Annotated in this window: 19 protein-coding genes; 5 read left to right on the top strand and 14 right to left on the bottom strand. The window is 75.1% G+C overall.

From position 1 onward, the window contains the following. Positions 1-4: 4 nt before the first annotated feature. A complete protein-coding gene (locus ACQEVB_RS18910) occupies positions 5-856 on the top strand; it encodes an NAD(P)H-binding protein (protein WP_432980438.1) in 852 nt (283 codons plus the stop codon). Between the two features lie 7 nt (positions 857-863). Here the strand turns inward: ACQEVB_RS18910 and ACQEVB_RS18905 are convergent, their stop codons facing one another. Beyond that, positions 864-1,760, bottom strand: coding sequence for a DMT family transporter (locus tag ACQEVB_RS18905; protein WP_432972951.1), 897 nt, complete (start codon positions 1,758-1,760; stop codon positions 864-866). 153 nt (positions 1,761-1,913) lie between these two features. On the opposite strand from ACQEVB_RS18905, the gene ACQEVB_RS18900 reads away from it, so the two are divergent. Continuing rightward, entirely contained in the window at positions 1,914-3,644 is a 1,731-nt protein-coding gene (locus ACQEVB_RS18900; RefSeq protein WP_432972948.1) for an MFS transporter, read from the top strand. A 27-nt stretch (positions 3,645-3,671) separates the two neighbouring features. Here ACQEVB_RS18900 and ACQEVB_RS18895 read toward each other — a convergent pair whose 3' ends face one another. Then, positions 3,672-5,087 carry a PLP-dependent aminotransferase family protein gene (locus ACQEVB_RS18895; RefSeq protein ID WP_432972945.1) on the bottom strand — a complete coding sequence of 472 codons (1,416 nt, stop codon included), beginning with the start codon at positions 5,085-5,087 and terminating at the stop codon, positions 3,672-3,674. A gap of 68 nt (positions 5,088-5,155) precedes the next feature. On the opposite strand from ACQEVB_RS18895, the gene ACQEVB_RS18890 reads away from it, so the two are divergent. After that, a complete protein-coding gene (locus ACQEVB_RS18890; RefSeq protein ID WP_432972942.1) occupies positions 5,156-5,803 on the top strand; it encodes a pyridoxamine 5'-phosphate oxidase family protein in 648 nt (215 codons plus the stop codon). A gap of 7 nt (positions 5,804-5,810) precedes the next feature. Here ACQEVB_RS18890 and ACQEVB_RS18885 read toward each other — a convergent pair whose 3' ends face one another. After that, a complete protein-coding gene (locus ACQEVB_RS18885; protein WP_432972939.1) occupies positions 5,811-6,278 on the bottom strand; it encodes a nitroreductase/quinone reductase family protein in 468 nt (155 codons plus the stop codon). 51 nt (positions 6,279-6,329) lie between these two features. Between ACQEVB_RS18885 and ACQEVB_RS18880 the strand changes: the two genes are divergently transcribed. Further along, positions 6,330-6,803, top strand: a complete 474-nt coding sequence (locus ACQEVB_RS18880) for a MarR family winged helix-turn-helix transcriptional regulator (RefSeq protein ID WP_432972936.1) — start codon at positions 6,330-6,332, stop codon at positions 6,801-6,803. 39 nt (positions 6,804-6,842) lie between these two features. Here ACQEVB_RS18880 and ACQEVB_RS18875 read toward each other — a convergent pair whose 3' ends face one another. Continuing rightward, on the bottom strand, positions 6,843-7,343 hold the full coding sequence (locus ACQEVB_RS18875) for a MerR family transcriptional regulator (protein WP_432972933.1): 501 nt from the start codon (positions 7,341-7,343) through the stop codon (positions 6,843-6,845). Positions 7,344-7,388: 45 nt separating this feature from the next. Between ACQEVB_RS18875 and ACQEVB_RS18870 the strand changes: the two genes are divergently transcribed. Next, positions 7,389-7,718, top strand: coding sequence for a hypothetical protein (locus ACQEVB_RS18870; RefSeq protein ID WP_432972930.1), 330 nt, complete (start codon positions 7,389-7,391; stop codon positions 7,716-7,718). Between the two features lies 1 nt (position 7,719). On the opposite strand, the gene ACQEVB_RS18865 is transcribed toward ACQEVB_RS18870, so the two are convergent. The 10 genes from ACQEVB_RS18865 to ACQEVB_RS18820 all read right to left on the bottom strand — a co-directional run bounded on the left by ACQEVB_RS18865 (position 7,720) and on the right by ACQEVB_RS18820 (position 21,315). Beyond that, the gene (locus tag ACQEVB_RS18865) at positions 7,720-9,438 is read right to left on the bottom strand and encodes an ABC transporter ATP-binding protein (protein WP_432972928.1); all 1,719 of its coding nucleotides are present in this window, start codon (positions 9,436-9,438) and stop codon (positions 7,720-7,722) included. Then, the gene (locus ACQEVB_RS18860; RefSeq protein ID WP_432972925.1) at positions 9,435-11,186 is read right to left on the bottom strand and encodes an ABC transporter ATP-binding protein; all 1,752 of its coding nucleotides are present in this window, start codon (positions 11,184-11,186) and stop codon (positions 9,435-9,437) included. The genes ACQEVB_RS18865 and ACQEVB_RS18860 overlap by 4 nt, the downstream gene beginning before the upstream one ends. Next, complete coding sequence (locus ACQEVB_RS18855; protein ID WP_432972923.1) at positions 11,183-12,106, bottom strand: DUF6895 family protein; 924 nt, start codon at positions 12,104-12,106, stop codon at positions 11,183-11,185. The genes ACQEVB_RS18860 and ACQEVB_RS18855 overlap by 4 nt, the downstream gene beginning before the upstream one ends. Further along, the gene (locus ACQEVB_RS18850) at positions 12,103-13,209 is read right to left on the bottom strand and encodes a lanthionine synthetase LanC family protein (RefSeq protein ID WP_432972920.1); all 1,107 of its coding nucleotides are present in this window, start codon (positions 13,207-13,209) and stop codon (positions 12,103-12,105) included. The genes ACQEVB_RS18855 and ACQEVB_RS18850 overlap by 4 nt, the downstream gene beginning before the upstream one ends. 9 nt (positions 13,210-13,218) lie before the next feature. After that, entirely contained in the window at positions 13,219-15,660 is a 2,442-nt protein-coding gene (locus ACQEVB_RS18845) for an ATP-dependent Clp protease ATP-binding subunit (RefSeq protein ID WP_432972917.1), read from the bottom strand. Between the two features lie 35 nt (positions 15,661-15,695). Then, positions 15,696-15,866 (bottom strand): hypothetical protein, encoded by a 171-nt coding sequence (locus ACQEVB_RS18840; RefSeq protein ID WP_432972914.1) that lies wholly within the window; start codon positions 15,864-15,866, stop codon positions 15,696-15,698. 151 nt (positions 15,867-16,017) lie between these two features. Beyond that, the gene (locus ACQEVB_RS18835) at positions 16,018-16,203 is read right to left on the bottom strand and encodes a hypothetical protein (protein ID WP_432972912.1); all 186 of its coding nucleotides are present in this window, start codon (positions 16,201-16,203) and stop codon (positions 16,018-16,020) included. 167 nt (positions 16,204-16,370) lie between these two features. Further along, a complete protein-coding gene (locus ACQEVB_RS18830) occupies positions 16,371-17,540 on the bottom strand; it encodes a lanthionine synthetase LanC family protein (RefSeq protein WP_432972909.1) in 1,170 nt (389 codons plus the stop codon). Further along, positions 17,537-20,419 carry a thiopeptide-type bacteriocin biosynthesis protein gene (locus ACQEVB_RS18825; RefSeq protein WP_432972906.1) on the bottom strand — a complete coding sequence of 961 codons (2,883 nt, stop codon included), beginning with the start codon at positions 20,417-20,419 and terminating at the stop codon, positions 17,537-17,539. The genes ACQEVB_RS18830 and ACQEVB_RS18825 overlap by 4 nt, the downstream gene beginning before the upstream one ends. After that, on the bottom strand, positions 20,416-21,315 hold the full coding sequence (locus ACQEVB_RS18820; protein ID WP_432972903.1) for an LLM class flavin-dependent oxidoreductase: 900 nt from the start codon (positions 21,313-21,315) through the stop codon (positions 20,416-20,418). The genes ACQEVB_RS18825 and ACQEVB_RS18820 overlap by 4 nt, the downstream gene beginning before the upstream one ends. Between the last annotated feature and the right edge of the window lie 36 nt (positions 21,316-21,351).

Below are 21,351 nucleotides of genomic sequence, written 5' to 3'. Positions count from 1 at the left end.
CGTGATGATCCTGGTGACCGGCGCGAACGGACCGTTCGGCAGCGCGATCGTGGAAGAACTGCTGCGCCGGATGCCCGGCGAGAAGCTCGCGGTCAGCGTGCGCGACCCCGAACGGGCACGCGGGCTCGCCGCGCGCGGCGTGGACGTCCGCACCGGCGACTTCGACCGGCCGGAGACCCTCGCCGCGGCGTACCAGGGGGCATCGACGATCTTCGTCAACGGCACCAACTACGGCGCCGCCGTCACCGGCCAGGCGCACCGCCAGCTCACCGCCGCGATCCGCGCCGCCGAGCAGGCCGGCGCCGAGCGGATCGTCATCACCAGCTGGCAGGACCTCGACCACTGCCCGCTCGCGTACGCCGAGCCCTACCGCGCCGTCGAGGACGCTGCCCGGTCCGCCTTCGCCGGCGCCACGATCCTGCGAATGACCTGGGGAATGGCGGCCTCCGTCGCACGCGACGTGCACGACGCGATCCGCACGGGGACCCTCCGCGCACCGGCGGCCGACGCCACCATCGCACCGGCGGCGGTCGCCGATCTGGCGGTGGCCGCCGCGACCGTCCTGGTCGACGCGGGCCACGAGGGCCGGACCTACGACCTCACCGGACCCGACCTCATCGGCTGGGGCGACCTCGCCGCACTGGCCGGCCCGGCGGTGCACTACGTGGCGGCGACGGACGACGAGTTCCGAGCGCACGTCGTGCAGCACGGTTTCCCGGCCGCCGCGGTCGACATGCTCATCGACCTCTACGCGGCCTTCCGGGCCGGCTGGGGATCGCACACCTCCACCGACCTGGCCACGCTCCTGCCGACCGCGCCGACGCCGTCGATCGAGGCAGTGCGGGCTGCCCTCTGAGCCCGGATCAGGCGGCCCGGCCCGACGCGAACCCGATGGCCAGCCCGAGCCCCACCACGGCCGTACCGGCCCAGACCAGCGGGCCGGGCACCGGCCCGCCGAGCAGCACGCCCCCGACGGCCGCGGCCACCGGCGCGATGCCGGTGAAGAGGCCGGCGCGGCCGGCGCCCATCCGGCCCACGGCCGTGTACCAGAGCACGAACGCCAGCGCCGTGACGAAGACGGCGAGGTGCAGCGCGGCGAGGAGGTCGCCGGTGTCGAGCCGGGCGACCGCGGCCGGGCCCTCGACGGCGATACCGAGCACGGCGAGGGCGACCGCGGCGATCCAGACGGTGTGCAGCGAGACCACCCACGGCCCGAGCCGGCGGAGCACGGGCACCGCGAGCAGGGTGAACCCGGCCTCGCAGAGCATCGCCACCACCGCCCAGAAGACGCCCTCGGCGTCGGCCCGGCCCACCCCGACGACGAGCACGGCGCCCGCAGTCACGACCAGCGCACCGACGACGAGCACCGGCGACGGACGGCGTCGTGCGGCGATCGGCCCGGCGAGGGCCAGCGCGATGGGCACGGTGGCCACGGCGACGCCGATCGCGGCGGGTTCGGCGTGCTCGACGCCGCGGACGACGGCGACGTTGAACACCACCAGCCCGACGGCGGCCACGGCGACGAGCCAGCACCAGTCGGTGCCGCGCGGCCGCGGGAGCGGCCGGCCGCCGAGCCGGGCGATCAGCAGCAGGAGCACGGCGGCGAACCCGTAGCGCAGGGCCTGCGCGGTGAACAGCGGCGCGTCGACGAGCACCTGGGAGACCGCGACGCTGCTGCCGACGCACGTCATCCCGACGGCGGCGTAGAGGGCGCCGGCGCGGGTTCGGGTAGTGGTCTCGGGTTCGGCGGTGAGCGTCATGGGCCCACGATCGCCGCCGCTTGGCCCGAGCAACAGCGCCATACGACGCGTGATCGACTGGTCCAAAAACCGGAGTGACGCGTTCCACTTCCCGCATGGGCGAGTAAGATGCTTAGCTCAAGTAACTAATCCTCGATCACGTGGGGAAGCGACGTGCACTACAAATGGGTCGCCCTGTCGAACACGACGCTCGGGCTCCTCATGGCCACGATCAACTCGTCCATCGTGCTGATCGCGCTGCCCGACATCTTCCGCGGCATCGGCATCGACCCGCTCAGCCCCGGCAACACCAGCTACCTGCTCTGGATGATCATGGGGTTCCTCGTGGTCACCGCCGTGCTGGTGGTCGGGTTCGGGCGGCTCGGCGACATGTACGGCCGGGTCCGCATGTACAACCTCGGCTTCGCGGTGTTCACCGTCGCGTCGATCCTGCTGGCCGCCACCTGGCAGACCGGCGACGCCGCGGCCTGGTGGCTGATCGTCTGGCGGATCGTGCAGGGCGTCGGCGGCGCGTTCATCATGGCCAACTCCAGCGCGATCCTCACCGACGCGTTCCCCGCCCACCAGCGCGGCACCGCCATGGGCATCAACGGCGTCGCCGCCATCGCCGGCTCGTTCCTCGGGCTCGTCATCGGCGGGCTGCTCGGGCCGGTCAACTGGCACCTGGTTTTCCTCGTCTCCGTGCCGTTCGGCGTGTTCGGCACGATCTGGGCCTACCTCAAGCTGCGCGACAACGGCGTCCGCACGCCGGCTCGGATGGACTGGTGGGGCAACATCACGTTCGCCGTCGGGCTCGTCGCGCTGCTCGTCGGCATCACGTACGGCATCCAGCCCTACGGCGGCTCGGTGATGGGCTGGGGCAGCCCGCTCGTGCTGACCTGCGTGATCGGCGGGTTGCTGGTGCTCGCCGCGTTCGTCGTGATCGAGACGAAGGTGCCCAACCCGCTGTTCACGCTCTCGCTCTTCCGCAACCGCGCGTTCAGCCTCGGCAACGCGGCCAACCTGCTCGCGTCGCTCGGCCGCGGCGGCCTGCAGTTCATGCTGATCATCTGGCTGCAGGGGATCTGGCTGCCCCAGCACGGCTACTCGTTCGAGGAGACGCCGCTGTGGGCCGGCATCTACATGCTGCCGCTCACCGTCGGCTTCCTGGTCTCGGCGCCGCTGTCGGGCCTGCTGTCCGACCGGCTGGGCGCGCGCTGGTTCACCACCGGCGGCATGCTGCTCTCCGCCGTCACGTTCCTGCTGCTCATGGAGCTGCCGATCGACTTCGCCTACGGGTCGTTCGCGGTGATCCTGCTGCTCAACGGCATCGGTATGGGCCTGTTCTCCTCGCCCAACCGCGCCGACATCATGAACAGCCTCCCGCCCACCGCGCGCGGTGCGGGCGCCGGCATGACCGCCACGTTCCAGAACTCGGCGATGGTGCTGTCGATCGGCTTCTTCTTCAGCCTCATGATCGCGGGCTTGTCCACGGATCTGCCTGCGGTGATGTCGGCCGGGCTCGTCCAGAACGGGGTGCCGGCGGCGCAGGCCCAGCAGATCGCGGGGCTGCCGCCGGTGGCCGTGCTGTTCGCGTCCTTCCTGGGCTACAACCCGATCCAGCAGCTACTGGGCCCGACGCTCGCGAGCCTGCCCGCCGACCACGCCGCCTACCTGACGGGCCGCTCGTTCTTCCCGCAGCTCATCGCCGGCCCGTTCGCCGACGGGCTGGCCGCGGCGTTCCTGTTCGCCGTGATCGCGTGCATCGTCGCCGCGGTGGCGTCGTACTTCTCGGGCTCTGGCAAGCCCGGCGCGCCCGAGTCGGTGGGCGCGGAGCTGGCCGCCGTGGCGGGCGAGGCCGGCGGGCCGAGCGAGCTGGTGGTCGAGGCACCGCGCCGGGCGTGATCCGACGTCACACAGCGCGCGGCCACGTCACACAGGTTGGGCGCTGTGTGAGATGGCCGCGCGCTGTGTGACGTCCGCTGTTGCGCCGGCCAGCGCCTCCTGCAGGGCCGCCAGGCCGCGGCGCAGTGCGGGCCGGTCCGGGCCGGCGTACCCGACCACGACGCCGTACCCCGTCGGGCCGGTGAGCCCGTAGCTCGACAGCAGCCCGACGGTCACGGACCGCGCGGCCAGCGCCTCCGCCACCGCGATCTCGCCGGCCGCGTCCGGCAGCGGGGCGACGACGTGGCCGCCGGCGGCGTCACCGCGCACCTCGTGACCGGTGGCGCGGATCGCCGCGACCGTCTCCGCCCGCCGCTCCCCCAGCACCCGACGCAGCCGGCGCAGGTGCCGGGCGAGGTCGCCGTGCGCGGCCATGGCGGCGAACACCCGCTGCCCGGCCTCCGCCGGCCGGGCACCGGACGCCCGCGCGACGAGCAGCCCCGCGCGGACCGCCGGGGGCGCGACCAGCCACCCCACGCCGAGCGTCGGGCTGAGCACCTTGCTGGTGGTGCCCAGGTGCGCGACGACGTCCGGGGCGAGGGCGGCGAGCAGCGGCAGCGGTGCGACGTCGTAGCGCAGCTCGCCGTCGTAGTCGTCCTCGATCACGAGGAACCGGCCGGCGCGCGCCCGCTGCACCAGTGCCAACCGGCGCCGGGCCGACAGCCGCGCGCCGAGCGGGTACTGGTGCGCGGGCGTGCAGTACACGGCGTCGAGCCGGTCCGGGAGCGCGTCCACGACGAGCCCCTCGTCGTCCACGGGCACCGGCAGCACCGTCGTGCCGGCACGACGCAGCGCCGCGGCCACCCGCTGGTACCCGGGGTCCTCGACGGCGACCCGCGCCCCGCGCGGCAGCAGGGCCGCGAGCTCGGCGACCGCCGCCGTGGTGCCCGCCGTCGCCAGGACCGCGTCCGGTCCGGTCACGAGCCCGCGGTGCCGCAGCAGCTGGTCCGCGACGGCGGCGCGGTACGCCGGCAGCCCGACGTCGTCGGCGAGCAGCGCGGGCAGGGCGTCGGCCCCGGCGCGCCAGGCCCGTCGCCACGCCGCCGGGTCGAGCGCCTCGGTGCACGGCGAGCCGGGTTCGAGGCTCGTCGTGGCGGTGCCGGCCGGTGCGGTCGGCGGTCGCGCCGGGGTCGCGGCCGGGCCCGGCGGTGCGTCCGGCGCCCCGACGACGAACGTGCCGGCCCCGTGCCGGGCGGCGATCCAGCCCTCGGCGAGCAGCTGGTCGTACGCGGCGGCGGTGACGGTGCGGCTCACGCCGAGCGTCGCGGCCAGCGCGCGGGTCGACGGCAACCGGTCACCGCGGCGGAAGCTGCCCGCCGCGGCGGCGCCGCGCACCGCGTCGGCGAGCTGGACGGCGAGCGGGAGGCCGCTCGTGCGGTCCAGCGGCAGCGGCGGCAGATCCACCAGTGGCCTTCCCGTTCAGCGGCGAAGTGGCCCTGTCAGGATGCCACTGCGGCAGCCACGCTGGAACCATGACCGCGCTCTCCACCACCGCCCGCAGCACGATCACCCGCATCCGCGAGCGGGCGCGCACCGACCGCGCCGACCTGCACGCGATCCTCGACGCCGGGCTGATCTGCCACCTCGGCGTCGTCCGCGACGGCGCACCCGTCGTCATCCCGACCGGCTACGGGCGCATCGACGACACCCTCTACCTGCACGCCTCCACCGGCGCCGGGTACGCCCGCGGCATCGACGGGGCGCCGATCTGCGTCACCGTCACCCACCTCGACGGGATCGTGTACGCGCGCTCGGTGTTCCACCACTCGATGAACTACCGCAGCGCGGTGGTGCACGGCACCGCCCGGGTCGTGACCGATCCCGACGAGCGCATGGCCGCGTTGCACGCGATCGTCGAGCACCTGTCCCCCGGCTCGTGGACGCACGCCCGCCTGCCGGACCGGCGCGAGCTGGCTGCGACCGCGGTGCTCGCCCTGCCACTCGACGAGGCCAGCGTGAAGGTGCGGGCCGAGCAGGCCGGCGACGACGAGGCCGACCTCGCCGACCTCGACCGCTGGGCCGGGGTGCTGCCGGTCCACACGGTGTTCGGCGCCCCGGAGCCCTGCCCGACCGTGCCCGCCGACTTCCCCGTCCCCGCGCACGTGGCCGAGCGCCGCTGACCGCCGCTCAGCGGCGGCTCGGAACCGGCCGGTCGGCCGGGCGCACCTCGAACACCGCGACCCGGTCGGCCGCCGCCGCGAACTCGGCGGGCGTCGGCTTCTCGACGAGCCCGAGCGTGACGAAGAACTGGACGCCGTGCGGCACCTCGACGGGGAACGCGGCCATGACCGCGGCGCGCACCTGCGTATCCGTGACCTCGAGGAGCTCCACGGCCTGCCGCCTGCGGCCCTTCGCGAGCACGCCCCGGCGGGCCGCGCGGACGTTGCGCGCCCAGTCGCCCTCCGGCAGCCCGGCGATGACGTAGCGCCGTCCGTCCACCACCAGCGGGGAGACCGGGGTGGAGCGCGGCCGCCCCGACCTTCGCCCCGGCACGGTCAAGACGTGGATCGTGCCGAGCGAGAGACCGATCCGGCCCAGCCCGCGCACCACTCGGTTCATCGGCTTCAGCCAACCCGGCAGTCGTCCCGCAGCCATTGCAAATCCTTTCGGTAGCCGAAGTATTCTTCGCACAGTACAGTCCTTCGGGTGCCGAAGCAATCCGTCGTGGAGCGGGCCGCCCACGCTGCCGCCGCCTACGGCGACGCCGCCGACGCCGTCGACCAGGCGGTGGCCGACGTGATCGGCGTCAACCGCACCGACCTGCGCATCCTCGGCGTGATCTACCAGCAGGGGCCCACCTCGGCCGGCACGCTGGCGGCGGCCGTCGGGCTGAGCCCGGCCGCCACGACCGAGGCCGTGCAGCGTCTGGTGGCCCGCGAGCTGCTCGCCCGCGACACCGACCCCGCCGACCGCCGCCGGGCGGTGATCACGATCGGCGCGGCGGGCGTCGGGCTGGCCGAGCGCTTCTACGGCCCGGTCGGGGACGCCGGCATGGCCCTGCTGCAGCGCTACACCGACGCCGAGCTGACGACGATCGCGGACTTCCTCGAACGCGGCCGCGAGCTGCAACTGGCACAGGCGAGCCGGATCCGCGCCGACGATCGCACCTCGCAGAGGTGAGGACGTCCTCGCAGCAGTTCGAACTTCTGCGAGGTCGCCTCAACCTCTGCGAGGATCGCGTGCGGCGGCCGTCGCCGCGACCAGCCAGTCGGCCATGCCCGGGAGCTGCTGCTCCGGCCGGCCCGCCCACGCCGCCTCCAGCTCGGCCGCGTACCCGACGGGCGGGCGCCGGTCACCGAACACGGCCAGCCGCTTCTCGGGCGGCATGAGCACGCCGGAGCCCTCGGCCGCCAGCTCCTCCTCCACGGCCGCCGCCATCCGGGCGATCGCCGCGGCCCGCTCGGCGAGCAGCTCGCGCTGGCGCAGCAGGTGGGCGCGCACGTCGCCGTCGGCGAGCAGCTCGGCGATCTCGCCGAGGGCGAAGCCGAGCTCGCGGTAGGTGAGGACCCGGCTGAGCCGGGCGATGTCGTCGTCGGTGTAGCGGCGGTGCCCGCCCCGGCTGTGCGCGGAGGGCCGGACCAGCCCGATCGCGTCGTAGTGGTGCAGCGTGCGCACGCTGATCCCGGCCATCCGGGCCAGCTCGCCGATGCCGTGGCTCACACACCGATTGAACCTCACGTTACGTCAGGTCCCATCCTCGATCGCATGCACGGGATCGAGGTACGCCGGGACGACGGCGAGCTGGTCGGGTTCGTCGCCGAGCAGGACGGCCGGTGGCACGCGCGCACCGTCTTCGGTGCGCAGCTGGCCGTCACCGACGACGAGCGGGCGGCCGAGTCCGCCGTGCGCAGGGCCGGGCTCGCCGCGCTCGCCGAGCCGTGGTGGCTGCACCGCGACGGCCGGTGGGTGCCCGTGATGCTCGTCGAGGCCGCACCGGGACGGGTGACGCTGCGGATCGGGCGCTACCCCGACCCGACGGAGCGGCCACTCGTCCTGACGGGTGCGGACGCGGCCGGGCTGCGCCGGCGGCCGTGAGTCACGCCCAGTGGCCGACGAGGTCGGTGTAGAGGGGCGAGCTCGCCAGCAGCTCCTGGTGCGTGCCGAGGTGCGCCCGCGCCCCGTCGAGCAGGAGGATCCGGTCGGCGCGCAGCGCCGAGCTGATCCGGTGCGCGACGATGACGAGGGTGCCGCGGCGGTCGTGGAAGGCGTGCTCGACGAGCTCCTCGGCGGCCGGGTCGAGGTAGCAGGTCGCCTCGTCGAGGAGGACGACGTCGGCCGCGGAGAGGTGCACCCTGCCGAGCGCGACGAGCTGGCGCTCGCCGGCCGAGAGCGCGGCCGGAACGAGTGGCGCATCGTGGCCGCCCAGCCGCGCCACCAGGTCGGCGAGCGGCGGCATGGCCGCGCAGGTGGCGTCCAGCTCGGCGGACGTGGCGCCGGGGCGGAGGTAGCCGAGGTTCTCGCGCACCGTGCCGGCGAAGACGTAGGCCTCCTGCGGGATGAGCGCGAGCCTGCGGTGCCGCTCCTCCGGCGCGACGCGCTGCAGGTCGACGCCGCCGAGCCGGACGGTCCCGGCCTGCGGCGTGGCCATTCCCGTGATCAGGTTCGCCAGCGTCGACTTGCCGATCCCGCTCGGCCCGACGACGACGAGGTGCTCGTCCGGCGGGATCGACAGGTCGAACCCGTGCACGACGGGGTCGGCGTGCACTCCGTAGGCGAAGGTCAACCCGCTGACCTGGATGTCGTGGCCGCGCGGCGTCCGCGCATCCGCGGGGGGAGCGATCGGCGGCACCCGCGACGCCTCGTGCAGCCGGTGGAGCACGACCCCCAGCTGGACCCCCACCGCCCCGATGCCCTGCACGAGGACCGCGAGCATCGGCGCCAGTCCGGTCGTGATGTACGTGACCGCGCCCAGCAGCTCGCCGGGCGTGACGAGCCCGTCGCCGACCAGCCAGGGCGCCGCGACCAGCAGGAGGACGACCGGTAGCTGCGCCCCGACGGCGACCGCCGGCACCCGTGCCGACTCGACCCGGGCGAGCCGCCGCTCGGCCGTGGCCTGTGCCGCGATGGCAGCACCGGCCTCGCCGGACGCGCGCCGTTCGGCACCGCTCGCCACGGTGTCGCGCACCCCACCGACCATGGCGCCGAGGACCCCGGAGGTCGCCTCGCCGGCGAGGATCGCCGTGCGTGACCGGGGCGCGACGCCCTTCAGGAGCCACCAGAACAGCACCAGCGCCACGACGAGCGGCGGGAGCACCGCCACGAGCAGCGCCGGGGCGAGCGCGGTGATGCCGGCGAGGGTGGCGACCGCGGTGAAGGCGAACTTGCGGACCGTCATCAGCAGGGCCGCGGTCATCTCCCGGACGGCCTCGACCTGCCCGGTCAGCTGCGCCACCGCACCCGCGCTCGGCCGTTCGACACCGGCGGCCGCCCGGCGGATCGCGCCCGCGGCGACCGCGCCGAGGACCGTGTCGCGCAGCGGCTCCACGACGTCGGCGAGGCTCCCGAACGTCTGCCGGGCGCCGACCGCCCCGAGGAGCATCAGGACCGCGAGCCCGCCCAGCCACGCCACCCCGACGGCGGCGTCACCCCGCACGAAGCCCTGGTCGACCGCGCGGGCGACGACGAACCCGGACGCCGCTGTCGGCAGGACCTCCAGCAGCGACCACCCGGCGAGCCGCCACAGCGGTCCGGGACGCCGGCGCAGCTCCACGCTCAGCGACTGCCACCCGGCCCGGCTGAGCGCCTGCTGGTTCATCCCGCTCCCCCGGTGACGCCGAAGACCGCGCGGTAGGCGGGGTCGTGCCAGAGGTCCGCGTGCCGGCCCGCTCGCCGGACCCGTCCCTCGTCCAGCCACACGACGTGGTCGGCGCGGGCGGCCGTGCTGGTCCGGTGGGCGACGACGAGCCGGCTGCGGCCGGCCAGCGCGGTCGTGATGGCGTCGACGACCTGTGCCTCGGTCACGGTGTCGAGGCTGGACGTGGCGTCGTCCATGATCAGCAACCGGCCGCGCCGCGCCACGGCCCTGGCCAGCCCGAGCCGCTGGGCCTCGCCGCCGGAGAAGGGCGCGTCCGCGATCGGGGTGTCGTAGCCGCCGGGCAGCCGGCGGATGAAGCCGTCCGCGTGCGCCGCGGTCGCGGCGGCCACGAGGTCGGCCCGTCGGGCGTCCGGGCAGCCGTAGCCCAGCGCGTCGAGCACCGTCGTGCCCAGCAGGACGGGGTGGGCGAACGCGATGCCGATGGCCCGCCGCAGCGCGGCCGGGTCGAGATCGCGCAGCTCGACGCCGTCGAGCTGCACCGAACCGGCGTCCGGGTCGATCAGCCGGCCGGCGACCGCGCCCAGCGTGGACTTGCCGGATCCGGAGTGCCCGACCAGCGCCACGACCGCGCCTGCCGGGACGCGCACGTCGACGGCGTCCAGCAGCACCCGCTCGGCGACGCGCACGGTGACGCCCCGGAGCTGCAGCTCCCCACCGCGATCCGGCAGCGCCGACGCGCCGGGCTTCGGGTCTGCGTCCGGGTCGCCGAGCACCTCGGCGGCCCGCCGCGCCGCGGCCCGGGAGCGGGACAGCCCGATGAGCAGGCTGCCCTGGTCGAAGAACCGCAGGCCCAGGGTGGTGTAGGCGGCGGCAGCGACGAGATCGCCGGGCGTCAGGCGACCGGTCGTGACCAGCCACCCGACGAGCATCAGCACCCCGATCTCCATGAACGGGGCGAGCACCTGGATCCGCCAGGTCACCATGCCCTGCATCCGCCAGATCCCGCGGCCGGCCGCGGACAGCTCGGGCAGCGGGGCCAGCACGCGCCGGACCTCCCGGTCGGCGGTCCCGGCGGAGCGGATGGTGCGGATGCCGGCCATGGCGTCGACGAAGCGGCCGGCGATGCGGCCCTGGAGCGCCTGGTAGCGGCCGTAGAGGTCGGAGCTCTGCCGCACGAAGTACGTGAGGACGACGAACCCGATCGGGACCCCGACCACGAACAGGCCGCCGACGAGCGGGTCGAGCAGGAAGAGCGCCACGATCGCGCCCCCCGACGTGACGAGCCCGACCACCGAGCTGAGCACGACCGACCCGGCCGCGGCCGCGGTCGCGGTGTTGCTGCCCAGCCGCGTGATGAGGTCGCCGGTGTCGAACCGGCGCCGGCCGGCCACTCCGGCGGCGAGCACGCGGTCGACGAGCCGCCCCCGCAGCCACCTCGTCGCCGCGGTCGCCGCGTACGGCTGGGCGAGCTCCAGCAGGAACGCCGCGCCGACAGCGGCCACGACCAGCAGGGCGAAGAGCGGCAGCGCTCCCGTCGACGTACCGGGTGCGAGGACGGCGTCGAGCGCGGCGGCGAGTGCGGTCGGCAGGAGCAGCGTGGAGACCGCCACGCCGGCGTGGGCCACCACCATCAGGAGCACCCACCAGCCGCCCTGGCGGACGGCGTCGACCAGCAGCCGGTCCGCGCGCACCGGTGGCGCCGCGACCGGGGGTGCTTCCGTCGGCGGACGGACGGTCGTCGCAGTCATCGCGGTCCCTCGCCGCACTGCGCCGCAGCCAGCACAGTCGCCAGGGTCGTGTGGTAGCGGGTGGCGAAGCGGTAGCCGGCCAGCTGCCCCGCGGGCACCGTGGCCTCCACCGCGGCGTCGTACGGCGGGCTCGGCACCGCCCCGTCGGGGTGCTGCGCACGGCGCAGGGCCGCCCAGCCCTCCCGGACAAGCGGGTCGGCGCCGAGCCCGACCAGCTCCGCGCAGGCCAGTAGCTCCGCGGTGAGGTCGTGGTCGCGGCCGATCTGCGCGGGGAGGAGCTCCCGGACGAGCCGGCGGGTCGGCGCCGGCTCGAACGGGAGCGGGTCCGCGCCGAAGTCGCTCGCGTAGAGCAGCAGGTGGGTGAACCCGTAGACGTCCATCTCGTCGAGGCTGTCGGCGTCCCGGTCGAGTGCGCGCATCGCGGCGCGCGCCACGTCCGCCATCGGCGGTGTGGGATGCCGCAGCGCGCCGAGATCGAGCAGGTACCGGCGCACGACGAGCTGGACCGGGTGCTCGATCGGGCCGATGTCGGGGTCGTCGTCGAGGCCGGTCTGCAGCGCGGCCAGCAGCTGCGGTCGTGGACTCCCGCTCGCGTGCACCACCGTGAGCAGGAAGAGCCACTCCTCGAAGCGCGCACCGCGGTCGAGCAGCGCGGTGCGCACGTCATCGGAGTCGACGACGCTCTCGGCGATCGCGAGCGCCCGCCCGGTCACCGCCGTGGCGAGATCGGGCCGGCGCGGCGCGAGGCTGCGGCCAGCGAGCAGCAGCTCCAGCACGGGCTGCGCGTAGAACTCGCGGCGGATACCGAGCTCCTGCTCCCACTTCTCGGGCCGGAACCAGTCGCCGTTGGCCGTCAGCCAGTCCAGCGCGCTGTCGAGGAGCAGCGGTGCCGGGTGAGCGGCCGTCGTCGCGCCGGTCATCGCCCGACCTCCCCGCCCAGCAGCAGCCGCTCCCACGCGGGCCGGGTTCCGGTCGCGACGGCGAGCAGCACGAGCGCGACCCCGAGATCGCCTTCGAGGAACGACGCGTTGCGGACCATGCCGGCGCCGCCGAAGTAGCGCAGCGGGCCGGCGGCCCGTTCGGCGCGGATGTGCCGCATCCAGTGCTCGACGCGCGCGGCTGCCGCCGGGTCACCCGTGGCCACGTGCATCCGGTGGGCGATCCACAGCAGGCCGGCGGAGCCGTGGCAGACGGTCGCGTCCACGACGCCCGCGTGCTCGGGTGGGCGGGTGACCACGGCGTGCGCGACCTCGTCGACGACCGCCGCGGCGGCCGCCGAACCCGCCGCAGCGGCGGCCGCGAGGCCGATCCAGATCCCCGGATCGCCGTGGCACCAGGCGCTGCGGGCCGGAACGTCCCGGGTCTCGACCGACCGCGGGAAGACCGACCCGCCGACCGGGTGCCGCTGGGCGAGCAGCCAGCCGGTCACGGCGTCCAGGAGGTCGGCTGCGCGCAGGCGGCACGGCAGGTCGGTGGCGCTCACCGCGGCGAGGTAGGCGACCAGCCCCGCGGCGCCGTGGGCGAGTCCGAGCAGGTGCCCGACGCCCCGCGGCGCAGCGGGCAGGTGGCGGCCGTCCGCGTCGAGCACCGTCCGGTCCTCGATGACGTCGAGGACCCGGCTGGTCAGCTTGTCGCGCACCGCGCCGTCCGGGTGCTCGGCAGCGGAGACGCCCAACCCGAGCAGGCCGCGGGGCAGGTCGACGGTGCCCCAGGCGGGGTACGCGTCGATCCAGCGGGCGACGCAGTCGTCGAGCGCCGCCACCTGGCCCATCCCGCGCCGTCGCGCGACCCAGGCCACCTGCGCGGCCCCGCGGTAGAGCCACGGGTCGATCGACGGGGCGGCGCGCAGGAGCTCGACGGCGCGCCGCCAGGCGGCCGCGGCGCCGAACGGCTCGCCGAGGACGCGCTCGAACTCCGTGGCCGCCATCGCCACGTCGAGGTGTACGGCGTAGTCGGCGCTCGTGGCTGCGTGCGCGGTCGCGTCGGCGCGCAGCCGGTGCGCCGTGTCGAGGATGCTGTCCATGCCGCCCGCCTACGCCGTCGGGGGCGGGACGTCGCGCACCACGAACTGCGGTTGGCCGTCGGTCGCCTCCACCGTGACGTGCTGCCCCGGCTCCAGCCGCCCGGAGAGCAGGAGCTCCGAGAGCCCGTTGTCCACCTCGCGCTGGATGGTGCGGCGCAGCCGCCGGGCGCCGTGGTCGTGCTGGCCGCGCTCGGTGATCCAGTCCAGGGCGGCCGGTGCGAAGTCGATCGTGATGTCCTGGTCGGCCAGCAGGCTGCGGGTCTCGTCCAGGATCCGCGTCGCGACGTTGCGCAGCTGAGCGCCGGTGAGCGGCTGGAAGACGACGATCTCGTCGAGCCGGTTGAGGAACTCGGGCCGGAAGCGCTCCCGCAGCTTCGCGTACACCCGGCCCTCCAGGTTGTCCGGGTCGTCCGCGAGGCGCTTGGCGCCGAAGCCGAGCCCGGTCGAGGTCGTGAGGAGCTCGACGGCGACCCCGCTCGTCATGATCACGACGGTGTTGCGGAAGTCGACCGTCCGGCCCAGTCCGTCCACCAGCTGGCCCTCGTCGAGGATCCGCAGGAGGGCGCTGAACACGTCGGTGTGCACCTTGTCGACCTGCTCCAGCAGCAGCACGGAGTAGGGCCGGCGGCGCACCGCCTCGGTGAGGTAGCCGGCGTCGCCCGTAGCGGTCGAGCCCAGCGGGATCCCGATCAGCCGAGCCGCCGATGCGGCGTCGGTGAAGCCGCTCATGTCGAGGCGCACGAGCCGGTCGTCGGTGCCGAACAGCGCCTTGGCCAGCACCCGGGCGAGCTCCGACTTCCCGACGCCGGTCGGCCCCAGGAACAGGAAGCTGCCGATGGGCCGGCGTGAGCTCGTCAGGCCGGCCCGGGAGCGGCGGATCGCCTCGCACACCGTCGCGATGGCCGCGTCCTGCCCGACCACCCTGGCCCGCAGCACCTCGTCGAGGCCCTGCAAGCGCGAGCGCTCGGAGTGCACGAGCTGCTCGACGGGGATGCCCGTCGTCTGCGCGACGACGTCGGCGACACAGCGGGCGCCGACCTCGGGGATGCCGCCGGTGGTGGCCCGGGCCGCGCTGATCTCGCCGCGGGTGGTGGTGACCTCGTCGCGCAGGGCCGAGGCGAGCTCGTACTGCTCGGTGGCGACCGCGTCGTCCTTCTCCCGCACCAGCCGTTCGAGCGTCCGCTCCAGCTCCCGCAGGTTCGTCGTCGGCGTGTGGCGGCGCAGCCGGGCGCGGGCACCGGCCCGGTCGACGAGGTCGATCGCCTTGTCGGGGAGGAACCGGTCCGCGATGTAGCGATGGGCCAGCCGGGCGGCGGTGGCCAGCGCGTCGTAGCCGATGCGGACCTGGTGATGGGCCTCGTAGCGGTCGCGCAGGCCGTGCAGGATCGCGACGGTCTCCTCGACCGTCGGCTCCGGGACCGCGATCGGCTGGAAGCTGTTGGCGAGCGAGGGCACCTTCTCGACGTGCCTGCGGTAGTCCTCGGGCGACGTCGCCCCGATGATGTGCAGCTCGCCGCGCAGGAGGGCGGGCTTGAGCTGGTTGCCGATGTCGCCCCCGCTCGCGCTGATCAGCGTGTGCAGGTCGGGAAGGAAGACGACGAGACCCTCGCCGTACTCGCGGATCTCTCCGAGGACCTTCGCGAGGTGGGCGTCGGCGTCCTTCGTCCCCATCCCGGAGAGGTCCAGCTGCACCACCCGCCGCCGCGCCAACGGATCCGGGACGTCGCCGGCGGCGACCCGGCGGGCGAGCCCCTCCACGATCGCGGTCTTGCCGACGCCCCGCTCCCCGATGAGGACGGGGTTGTTCTTGTTCCGGCGGCTGAGCACCTCGATGATCTGCTCGATCTGCTCGTCGCGCCCGATGGTCGGATCGAGCTTGCCCCGCCGGGCCAGCTCCGTGAGGTCGTGGCTGCACTGGTCGAGCGTCGGCGTCTCCGACTCGGCGGGGAGCACGGTGGCCGGCAGCCGCGAGCCGTCCTGGCCGACGCGGATCACCGCCCGCTGGAGGGCGTCGGCGGTCGCGTCCGCGGCCATCAGGATCTGGCCGGCCCCGGACTCCTGGTTCTCCGCGAGCGCGATGAGCAGGTGCTCCGCGTCGACGTGGTCCGCGCCGAGCGCGCGGGAGATGCGGTGCGAGTCCAGGAGGGCGCGTTTCGCGGCGGGGCTCAACGTCGGGACGGAGTCGAGCGGCTGTCCCGCCCGCTCGCCGTCGCCCGCCTCGGCGGCCAGCGCATCGGGGTCGGCGCCGGCCTTGACGAGCATCGACCGGGTCGTGTCGCACTGGGTCGCCGCCGCCCACAGCAGGTGGTGCGTGTCCATGTCGCCGATGCCGCGCGACGCGGAGTGGTCCAGCGCGGCCGAGACGATCACCCGTGCCTGGTCACTGAGGTCGCCACCCAGGCCGAACGGCCCGCCGATGCCGCCCTCGGGGAGCTCACCACGTCCTGTCATTGCTCCCGCTCCCTCGAACGCACCGGGCCCTGCATTCAGCAGGGAGTTCCACCTTGGGTGTAGAAGAAGTTCACCTCGGCGGACGCCGAATCGGTCGGTTCGGGGGCCAGGTCGCCGGATCCGGGGGACGAGAGTGCCGCGGGATCGATGGCGAGTCCGAGTTCCTCGTCGCCCAGATCGGGATTGTGTTCGGGAATGTCGTTCACGGGACTGCTCCTCGGTCTCGCCTGGACTGCTGGGACAGTGTCGAACGGGTGACTAATCAGGTCCTAAAGAGGCGATCCGAAGGACGCCCGACGCGCAGTGGCTGGTACGGAGCCACTGCGCGTCGGGAGGGCCGGCCGACGGGTGCGTCGATCAGCAGGAGATGGTGTTGGCGCTCGGGCAGGGCGTGCCCCAGCAGGTGGTGCCGAAGGTGATCGGGCCGTCGGCGCCGTCCCGGGCCTCGTTGTCGCCGCCGAGCTCGCCGCCGCCGGGCGCCGAGAGGGACTCCGAGTCGACGTTCAGGTCGTCGTTCTCGTGGTTCAGCGGGTCGTTGCTCATGCGACTTCCTCCTATTTTCCGTGGCCCCCGAGGCGGAGGTTACGAGAAGAACTATGACGGTCCGGGCTAATCAGTTCCTAAACCGATCTTCAGGCCGGTCGAGAACGCAAAGATGCGCGGTGACCCAGCTGGTCACCGCGCATGCGGGGTTCGATTCGGGCCGTGCGTCAGTGCGGGGTGATGCGGCACCCCAGCAGCAGCTGCTCCCACGGCTGCCGCGTGCCGGTCGCGACGTACTGCAGCGCCAGTGCGACCCCGATGTCCCCTTCGAGGAACGAGTGGTCGCGGCCCGGGCCGTCCGGCCGGACGTACACCAGCGGGCCCGCGGATCGCTGCTGCACGACGTGCGACACCCAGGTCCTGGTGAACCGCGCAGCCGCCGGATCGCCGGCGCCGGTGGCGACCCGGTGACCGAACCAGATCAGCCCGGCCGCGCCGTGGCAGATCGTCGCGTCCAGCACCCCGGCCTCCGTCGGTGGGCGGGCGAGCGCGTCCGCCGTGATCGCGGCGGCGGCCGCCTCGACCGCGGCCGAGCGGGTCGCCGTGGCCACGACCGACAGGGCGAGCGCGATCCCGGGATCGCCGTAGCACCACGTCAGCCGGTGCGGCTGATGGCCGGTCCGCACCCAGCGCGCCTCGTCGGGAACGCGTTGGCGCAGCAGCCACCGCACGGCGCCGGCGAGGAGGCGGTGCGCCCGACCGCGGCCCGGCAGGTCGGCGTCGGCCACCGACGCGAGGAGTGACACCAGTCCCGCCATGCCGTGCGCGACGCCGAGCAGCACGAGGCCCGCCGACCCGTCCCGGCGCCGGTGCGGGGCGTCGACGAGCCGCACGAACATGCCGTCGACGTCGTGCTCGGCGCGGTCGGCGACGACGTCGAGCACCCGCTCGACCAGCGGCGCACGCACCGTCGGGTCGGGGTGGGCCAGCGCGTACACGCCGAGGCCAAGCAGCCCCAGCGGCAGGTCGACGTCGCGGTCGGCGGGGAACGCGGCGACCGTCTCGCCGACGACGGCGGCCCATCGCGGATCGGGTCCCGGGTCGCCGAGGCGGGCCGCGACCTGCGCGCTCACCCAGCCCAGATGAGCGGCGCCACCCCGGTACAGCCACGGCGGCGGTCGCCGGTCGCCGAGCAGCCCGATCGCCCGGCGCAGCTCCGCCCTGGCCCGTTCCGGCTCGTCGAAAGCGAGCTCGGCGGTCGCCAGGTCGAGGTGCAGCCCGACGTCGGCGGACCCGGCGATGCCCGCGCGCGCGTCGTCGAGCAGCGTGCGCGCCAGTGCCGCCACGTCCTGGACGGCCTCGGCAGCGGCCTCGTGGGAGGCCTCGTCGATCGTCATGACGCACGTCGGCGGGCTTCGCGGGCGCGCAGGGTCCGCCGGGCCAGCTCGTAGGCGAGGAACTCCAGGCGGTTGGCGTCGAAGGCGAACATCCGGTTGCAGTGCATGTGCAGCGCCGAGCCGAGGACGGAGTCGGACCGGCGGCGGTCGAGCCTGCCGCGCACCTGGGTCGCCAACGCGCGGAGCCGATCGAGCACCGCGTCGTCGGGAGCGACGCGGGCCAGGTGCTCCTCCAGCACCGTCCGGTGCTCGCGGTGGAACATGCCGTGCCGGTTGCCCTCAGCCAGGAACTGCAGCCCCTGCCCCGTCCCGCCGAGGCGGAGGAACTCCTGCGCGCTCGCCGGGTCGGCGAAGAGCGCGTCGCACCAGGCGACCATGTCGGCCACCGTCCGGTACAGCCGGTCCGCCTCTGCGGTGCCGGCCGCGATCACGCGGGCCACGTCGTCGCTGTCGGCGACGAACAACTCCTCGGCGAGCGCCAGCCCGGCCGCGCCGCCGTACCGCGCGACCTCGGGCACGTAGTCGTCCATGACGACCCGGCTGACCAGCGCTTCCGCGCGCAGCTCCCGGCCGAGCGCGCGCAGCGCGGCGACGACCGCGTCGGCAGCACCCTCCGCGGGCCGGATGCGCACCCGCACGTGGTGCCCGCCCTCGCCGTAGCGCAGGTAGAACCAGCCCGTCGCCGTCCCGGTGGCGCGCAGCCGGCGGGCCAGGTCGGCGGCCCGGGTCACCACGGTGTCGGCCGCGGCGAACCCGGTGTGGAAGCGGAAGTAGACCCAGCCGTCGCCGTGGCGTTGCTCGAACCGCGCCGGGACCGGGCCCACCGCGGCGGGCCGGCGGGCGCGGACCGGCACGACGACCTCGGCGACGTGCCGCCCGTTCGGCCCGCGCACGGCGGGGCTCTCCAGCTGCGGCATCTCGAACACGTCGATCGCACGGGTCCCGGAGCGGCCGAGCGCAGCGGCCACCGAGGCGTTCGTGGACAGGTCGATCGGCAGGACGTGGTCGTACACGCCCGTCCCGACCCAGCGGCGGTCGGCCACGCCGGGGAGCAGCTGCCGCAGCCGCGCGGCCGGGGACGGCGAGGCGAGCACCTCCGCCACCTCGGCCGCCTCGACGCGCCACCGCTGCGGCGCCACCACGACGGACCCGCACGTGATCCGCGGAAGCCGCGACAGGCGTTCGAGCGCGCCCCAGGACCACGCCGCGCCGCCCGGGGCGGCCAGGTGCCCGAGGAACGAGTACAGCGGGTCCTGCCCCGCCATGTCGACGTTGTGCGCGGAGCTCAGCTCCACGTGCACGGGCCGTCCGGTGCGGGCGTCGCGCAGCGCGAAGCGGTCGCCCTGCACCCGCAGCAGCAGCCGGTCCAGCGACAGCGACCCGCCGCCGGCGCCGGCCAGCGCGATCGTGTGCTCGTACACCCGCGGGCGGACCAGCACGTTCGCGATGCGCCCTCCCGGGTTGTGGACCAGCTCGGCGCGGATCGGCTCGTCGGGATCGGGCCCGTCGTCGGCCACCCACCGCGCCATCCGCCGCTCCAGGTCGTCCCGGCCGGGCGCGAACCGCGCCATCAGGGCGAACGGTGCGCGGCCCCCACCACCGACGAGCAGCGCGCGGTAGCGGCCCTCGTGGTCGTCGAGCAGCACGGCCTGGACGGACCGGACGGGGGTGTGCTCGGCCGCCGGCAGGTCGGCGATGTCGACGCCCTCCGCCGGGCAGCCCGCCCGCAGCCACGTGTCGAGCACCGCCAACCGCCGCGGGTCGACCCGTGGCGGGTCGTCGCTGTCGGCGAAGCGGACCCCGGCGCTGCCGGCCAGCACGGACGCGGCGCGGGCGTGGTGCTGCACCACGCCCACCTCGAGGTCGAGCGCCTCCAGCAACGGCACCTCGGCGTCCTCGTAGCGCGCGACGAACGCGTCGCGCACGTCGTCGAGCTCGTGGCGGCCGGACGACATCGCCCGCACCCGCAGCAGGGCCGCCTCCAGGTCGTCGACGGTGGCCCGGTCCAGCACCGCCGCGGGCACCCCGAGCTGGAGATCCAGGTGGAACCGGTGCGGCGCCCCGATGTCCGACCACGCAGCGGTCGCGGGCGCGGCAGCCCTCCAGGCCGCGCTCAGCCGCTGCGGCAGCGCCGCGTCGAGCGGCCGGGGGCCGCACCCGGCGGCGAGCAGTGTGCGCAGCGCGGCAGCGCGCGTGGTGTCCCCCATGCGTTCGAGCAGCGCGAGCGCGAGTTCTGCGGGCTCCTTGCCGGGTTCGAGCAGGTCGAGCGCCGGCACGAGCAGGCCGGTCCCGACCAGCTGCTCGACGAACGCCGCGAGCGCCGCCGGGCCGCCGTGCGCGGCCAGCCCGTCGACCAGCTCCGCCCCGGTGGCCGGCCCCTGGTCCAGGATCGCGAGCACGGTGCGGATCGCCGGCTTCGCCCGCATCGCGACGACGTCCGCGGTCGCGTCGCCGAGCCGCGTGAACCGCAGCACCGAGCCGTCGACGCGCAGTGTCGGGTTCGCCCGGAACGGCCTGTTGCCGAACGGCTGCTCGTCGTAGGACTCCTGGACGAGCAGGCGCAGCGCCTCCGCGTCGACCCGGACGTGGGCACGGTGCCGGACCCGAACGTCGAGGTCGAGCTGCCGCGCGTCGCCGATGTCCGCCACCGCCGTGCCGGCGAAGATCCCGAACGGGGTGGCCCGCCCGCCCATCCGGGCCAGGTAGCGCGCCCGCGCCGCCCGCGCCCGCTCGCTGTCGCCCGCGGCGACGCGCGGACCGGCCGCCAGCTCGACCGCGGCGAGCGCGACGGGGTCGTCGCACTCCCCGGCCGTGACCATGGCGGCCGCCTCACCCACGCTCAGCAGCGCCGTGCGGACCAGCGCGAACTGCGCGCTCATGCGACGGCCACCGGCAGGCCGGCACCAGCCGCGGCCACGTGCCCGGCGATCGCCGTCAGCGCCGCCGCGTGGTCCGCCGCGTCACGGGACAGCTCGGCGATCACGACCTCGTCGGCGTCGGTGCCCTGCAGCAGCGCGACCACCGCGGCGGCGCACTCGGCCGCGGTACCGGCCCAGCTGATGTGCACCCCACCCTGGACGGCGGCGTCGGCGCCTGCCCGGCGCCGGTCGTCGTTGGCGACGACGGCGATCGCCGCGGCCCGCCGGCCGGCCGGGTGCGCGTGGCGGTGAGCGGTGAGCGCGGCGCGGCACACGTCCTCGTCGGGATTGAGGAAGAGGCCGTGGCAGTAGTCGAAGCCCGCCTCGCCGGCCTGCTGCGCGGACGTGGCGCGAGCGCCGTGCATCCAGCGCTGGAACGGCGTGTCCAGCGGCTCGATCCAGGAGCAGCCGTGGTCGAGCAGCGCCATCACCGTCGTGACGGCCTGCCGCGTGGCGGCGTCGTCCTTGTGCAGCCCGGCGAGCGCCGTGGCCGCGTCCCCGGCGACGTCGCCCCGGCCGAGCCCGACGTCGAGGCGGTCACCGCAGAACAGCCCGCAGGTGACGAGGTCCTCCGCGGTGAGGTGCGGGTGCCGGACCCGCACGAGCGACACCGCAGTGCCGACCCGGATGTGCCGGGTGTGGCTGCCCACCACGGCGACCAGCGGCACGGGGTTGGTGCTGGCGGACCCGATGCCGTGGTGCTCGGGGATCCACACCCGCCGGTACCCGATCCGGTCGGCGAGCACCGCGCCCGCGAGCGCGCGGTGCTGGCGGTCGCGGGTGCGCCCCACGGTGCCGGCCGACGTGTCGAGGAACTCGATCAGCCCGAGCGGAAGCCGGTGGTCAGTGACTGGCATGGGGCCCCCTTCACCTGGCCGGAGACCGACACCCCC

The sequence above is a fragment of the Pseudonocardia sp. CA-107938 genome, assembly GCF_050936315.1.
In the GTDB taxonomy this organism is placed as follows: Bacteria; Actinomycetota; Actinomycetes; order Mycobacteriales; family Pseudonocardiaceae; genus Pseudonocardia.
The sequence above is the reverse complement of the archived record's forward strand: the minus strand, read 5'-3'. Positions and strand labels throughout refer to the sequence as shown.